Annotated in this window: 5 protein-coding genes and 1 pseudogene; 4 read left to right on the forward strand and 2 right to left on the reverse strand. The window is 62.2% G+C overall.

Annotated elements, in window-relative coordinates; all coding sequences use genetic code 11:
* Positions 1-122, forward strand: a pseudogene (locus tag VNC39_RS11645) (IS1595 family transposase); the annotation flags it as partial.
* Positions 123-440: 318 nt separating this feature from the next.
* Here the strand turns inward: VNC39_RS11645 and VNC39_RS11650 are convergent.
* On the reverse strand, positions 441-1,427 hold the full coding sequence (locus VNC39_RS11650) for a glycosyltransferase family 2 protein (RefSeq protein WP_325399370.1): 987 nt from the start codon (positions 1,425-1,427) through the stop codon (positions 441-443).
* Positions 1,428-1,877: 450 nt separating this feature from the next.
* Positions 1,878-2,234, reverse strand: coding sequence for a DUF952 domain-containing protein (locus VNC39_RS11655; protein ID WP_325399372.1), 357 nt, complete (start codon positions 2,232-2,234; stop codon positions 1,878-1,880).
* A 118-nt stretch (positions 2,235-2,352) separates the two neighbouring features.
* On the opposite strand from VNC39_RS11655, the gene VNC39_RS11660 reads away from it, so the two are divergent.
* From VNC39_RS11660 to VNC39_RS11670, 3 genes are all read left to right on the forward strand, one after another.
* Positions 2,353-3,321 (forward strand): Gfo/Idh/MocA family protein, encoded by a 969-nt coding sequence (locus tag VNC39_RS11660; RefSeq protein ID WP_325399374.1) that lies wholly within the window; start codon positions 2,353-2,355, stop codon positions 3,319-3,321.
* Positions 3,322-3,532: 211 nt separating this feature from the next.
* Complete coding sequence (locus VNC39_RS11665) at positions 3,533-4,897, forward strand: NAD-dependent succinate-semialdehyde dehydrogenase (protein WP_325399376.1); 1,365 nt, start codon at positions 3,533-3,535, stop codon at positions 4,895-4,897.
* Positions 4,898-4,936: 39 nt separating this feature from the next.
* The coding region (locus VNC39_RS11670) for a hypothetical protein (RefSeq protein ID WP_413788790.1) at positions 4,937-5,277 on the forward strand (341 nt) is incomplete at its 3' end.

A 5,277-nucleotide genomic window follows, 5' to 3' on the forward strand; every position in this document is an offset into this window, starting at 1 on the left:
ACGGCATCCCAAAAGCCAATTTCCACCTCTTCCTCAAGGAATGCGAGTGGAGGTTCAACGACGGCTCTCCCGCCCAGCTCTTGAAGCAGCTCAAGCGCTGGGTCAGAAAGAATTCAACCTAACATCTGGGACAGCCCCAAAACTTTTGTTTACGCTGGGCCATGGGCTGTGTCGGCGCCAACGCCCACGGCCCGGCATAATAAAGTTTTTTTGCTACTTTTTGTTCACAAAAAGTAGCGCTTCCTTCCTTGCCTCGCCGGCGCTCAACCGTTTGGCATGGCCGGAAAGTCGCACCATTGCGCGATCGCAATCATGGCGATCATGAAGGCGATTCCGGCGATCCAGAGAGAGAGTTTGAATCCAGACATGGTTTCCTCCAGTGCCGGCGGCTTTATTGCCGCCCGGCGGAATCCCCGCCCACATCCACGCGGCGGAACGCCCTAGCGTTGCGCAAATCGCAGCGCGATCAACCTCATCGCCAGGGGCTTGGGCGCCGCCAGAGTCAACAGCGCCCAGCCTCCGATGATCAGCCTCCTGTAGATCGAGGCGATGGGAAACGACCACACGACTTGCACAGTGTCGCACATCGCGCGCAGGCGGCTGTCATCGACGAGCGGGTGCAAGGTCGGATCCACCCGCAACGACGCCACGCGCAATTGCAGCAGATGGAGGCTTTTGAACAAGCTTGTTTCCGACAGCGACAGGCCGGAATCCTGCGCGGTTTTGCAGGCAAATTTCCAGCGTGCCTGAGCCCGCGCGACCTCCCGGCTGAAACGGGCATGATTCGTGAGTAGATTGCTGTCATTCAGCCCATGCGACCGATATTGCACGAGCGGCTTGCGGATCGTGACGACATCGCCCAGAAAAGGCGCGACCGACAGGCACGCGGAATCGGCCGCCGGGCCGCACAACTCATCCAGCGGGAAGATTTTTTCCAGGAATTTTCGGGAATAGACGTTGCCGGACCCCGGCGGGGTCGGATACGCCGATGTCTCCGTGACCCAGGCACGGATCAAATCCGGCGTCGGCATCGGCATATAGAGGGGAAACACCCGCCCCGTGGGCTGCCCCTCGCGATCGATCCGCATCATCTGAAACTGGACTTTGCTCACCCTGTCCGACCACACGGCGGCGACCTCGCGCGCCACCGAGGGCATCAGCACATCGTCGGAATCAAGAAAAATAACCGCATCGCCGGCCGACCGTGCGAAACCGGTATTGCATGCGACACGCTGCGTGCCGTTCGGCTGAAAAATCGCGGTCACCTTGGCGCCGAAGCTCTCGATCACCTCTCGCGAATTGTCCGTCGACCCATCATCGACAACGATCACCTCAAGGTCCGGCCACTCCACGGCGAGCGCGCTTGCGATCGCCTTGCCGATAAATCGCCCGTAATTATAATTCGGGATGACGATACTGAATTTCATTTCAGATATTCCATCAACCTTTGCCCTCCCAACGCACGATACGGCGCCAGCCATGAAGGATTTCTAAATGGAATCACAAAGCGCGCGCCGACGTTGCGCCGAATTTTGGGGCCGATTCGACGCCCCTTGTGCTCCCTGGCGTGGAGTCGAATATTTTATACCTTACGATACCGTATCTTATAGTTAATGCGCCACCGATATTTAATCATTCCTTAACACCCTTTCCGGAAGGAATGGCGCCGTCGGTCCCGCCTGGCATGCGGGCCGCGCATCCGGGCGGGGCATCCCCTTGACCAAGCAAGGAAAGGCCCCGAAATGCTGGATTGAAAAATGCCGATCTCTCGCGAGGCGCTGTCTAAATTGCGACAGCCTCCCTGGGACAGCCCCAACTTTTATGCATTCGGGCCTGTGGCATCGACATAAAATGGCCCGATTGCATGAATTTTTTGGCTAATTTCCGCTCCCAACGGCGGGCAGCCGCACGGAACCATCCTCATGCCGCGCCAATTTGCCGTGCGCGACCACCGCGTCGAGCGGCAGCGTGCCGTAGAGATGGGGGAAAAGCGCGCCGCCCCGCGACGGCTCCCAGCGGATCAAGGGACCAAGCGCCGCGACATCGACGGCGGCGATATACAGCGCCTCGATGCCGGCGAAATGCTTGCGCAGCGTCTCCTCGAGTTGCGCGGCCGTGGACATATGGATGAAGCCGTCGGCGACATCCACGGGGGCGCCTGCGAAACTGCCCTCGCGCCGCAGCGCGGCCCATTCGCCCGGCAATAGGATTTTATAAGCAAGCGCGTCCTGCATGATTGGCTCCATCCTGGCCGGCCGCCCCATCGCCCCTCGACCATGGCATTCTCCCGGCTCGCCCGATCTTGTATGGCAGGACGCAACGGGCAGCCATGCCCACCAACCGGAGATTTTCATGGCACCGATCAAGCTTGGTATCCTCGGCGCGGGCATCATGGGCGAACGCCTGCTGCGCGCCGCCCTTGAGCACGCCGCCGACAGCGTGGCCATCAGCGGCATCTGGGACCCGGCGGAAGCCGCGATGGCCCGCCTCGCCGCCCTGCCCGCCGTGCCGCGGGCGGAAAGTGCTGCGCAAGTGATCGCCGGGTGCGATTGTGTCTATATCGCCTCGCCGCCCGCCACCCATCTGGCCCATATGCAGGCGGCCCTGGCGGCGGGAAAGGCGATTTTCTGCGAGAAGCCGCTGGCTGTGGATGTCGCCGAGGCCCGGCAATTCCTGGCCGCGGCCGCGGGCCAGCGCGCCGCCGTGAATTTCCCGATGGCCTCCTCCTTCGCCGTGGACGCCTTGAAAGGCTGGCTCGCCGAAGGCGCCGTGGGCACGCCGCGCACGCTGGACATCGAGGTGGCCTTTAAAACCTGGCCGCGCGCCTGGCAGCACGATGCCGCCGCCTGGCTCGACCGGCCGGAGCAGGGCGGCTTTACCCGTGAGGTCGTCTCGCATTTCCTGTTCCTCACACTGCGCCTCGCCGGCCCCTTCACGCTCGGTGCGCGTTTCGCGGCGTTTCCCGAGGCCGGGCGCAGCGAGCGCGCGATCCGCGCACAGCTCACGGCCGGAAATGTGCCGGTCACCCTCACCGGGTCCATCGGCACCACCGCGCAGGACGATTTGAATCGCTGGACGCTGCACGGCAGCGCCGGGGCGATCCGGCTGCGCGACTGGTCCAATGCCGAGCGCCTCGGCCCCGATGGCAGCTGGCAGCCGGTGCCGAACGCATTGCCGCATGAAACGACGCGCCCCCTGGTGCTGCGCCGCCAGCTCGAAGGCGTCGCCGCCATGACGCGCGGCGCCGCGCACCCGCTCGCCACGCTCGCGGAAGCCTTCGCCGTGCAGGAAACGGTCGAAGCCATTCTCGCGGCGCGTTAAAGAAGCAAGGAAGCGCTACTTTTTGTGAACAAAAAGTAGCAAAAAAACTTTGTTATGCCGGGCCATGGGCGTTGGCGCCGACACAGCCTCCGGCCCAGCGTAAAGAAAGTTTTTGCGCCGCTTTTTTCAAAAAGCGGCTCCTTCCTTCCGGTTGAACCGCACCGGCCCGCTTCCCAGCTTTGGACCAACGTCCCGCAACGGAGGAACGTCCATGTTCAAAAGCATCAATCCCGCCACCGGGCAGACCATCGCCACCTATCCTGAGCTTTCGTCTGCGGAAATCGAGCGGAAACTCGACACCGCGGCGGCTGGTTTTCAAGAGTGGCGGCGTACGTCGCCCGCCGCGCGCGCCCAGCTTCTGAGCCGCATCGCCGATAATTTCGAACGGAATAAGGACCGGCTGGCCGCCATGGCCACGGCGGAAATGGGCAAGACGCTCAAATCGTCCCTGGCCGAGGTCGAAAAATGCATTCACGCTTTTCGCTATTATGCGAAGGTCGGGCCGGAAATGCTCGCCCCCACCCGCACGAATTTCGCCCAGGGAATCGCGGAAACATACTGGCTGCCGCATGGCGTCGTTCTCGCCATCATGCCGTGGAATTTTCCTTATTGGCAGGTGGTGCGCTTTATGGCCCCCACCCTCATGGCCGGGAATGTCGGGCTGTTGAAACATGCCAGCCTGGTCCAGGGGACGGCAAATCTCCTGGAAGAAATGGTCCGTGACGCGGGCGGGCCGGCCGGATTGTTCCAGAATCTCGCCGTCAAATCGAACGCCGTGGCGGATCTCATCGCCGATCCACGGATCGTGGCGGTCACGCTGACAGGCAGCGAAGGTGCGGGCATGGCGGTCGCCGAACAGGCGGGGCGCCATCTCAAGAAAATCGTCCTGGAGCTGGGCGGGTCCGATCCGTTCATCGTCATGCCGTCGGCCGATCTCGACCAGGCGGTGCGCGCTGCCGTCACGGCGCGGATCCAGAACACGGGGCAATCCTGCATTTGCGGCAAGAGAATGATCGTCCACGCCGCGATTTACGACAATTTCCTGGAACGCTTCGCCGCCGCCATGCGCGCCGTGAAAGCCGGCGACCCGCTCGACCAGAAGACGGATATGGGGCCTCTTTCCAGTGTGGGCCAACGCGACACGGTTCTGCAGCAACTGGCGGAGGCCCGGGATATCGGCGCCAAACTGCTCTGTGGCGGCGAGCAGCCTGACGGGCCCGGCGCCTATCTGACGGCGGGCATTTTAACCGATATTCCGGTTGGCAATGCGTTTACGGCTCAGGAGATTTTCGGCCCGATCGCCATGATGTTCCGCGCCGCCGATCTCGATGACGCCATCCGCATCGCCAATGACGTCCCCTTCGGTCTCGGTTCCTCGGTATGGACGCAAGAGGTGCAGGAGCAGGCACGCTTCGTCACGGACCTGCAAACCGGCATGACGGCGGTCAATCAAATCCTCGCCTCGACACCGGAAGCCCCGTTTGGCGGTGTCAAGCGTTCCGGTCATGGACGGGAGCTGGGCCATTATGGAATGCAGGAATTCGTGAATGTGAAATCGGTTCTTTACGCGAGGTGATCTTTCATGGGTGCCGCGCCGGCGAGGCAGGAGACAATCTTGGTCCTGAGCCTGACCGGAGGCGGCGCCAACCAGCTCGACCACGCCCGCGAATTTCAGCCGCCCGACGCTTCTCCTCCCGCGACACGGCATTTCCTGAGCCGCTATTACGACACCGTCTCCTCTGACCTGGCGCAGGCTGGTTTCAGCCTGCGCGTGACTCGCAGCGGGCAGAATATCCTGCAGACCTTGGAAACAACCCGGGCCTCCGGACTGTCGCTGCAAAAATGCGAATGGGAATGGCCTTTGCTGAACGACCAGCCCGACCTTTCATTGTTGCCCGTTTTGACGCCGAAGCCGCTCCCGCCGTCCGGATTGCGGGAAATTTTCGTCGCCGATCT

Origin of the sequence: Acidocella sp. (genome assembly GCF_035535915.1) — a bacterium.
Classification (GTDB): Bacteria; Pseudomonadota; Alphaproteobacteria; order Acetobacterales; family Acetobacteraceae; genus Acidocella.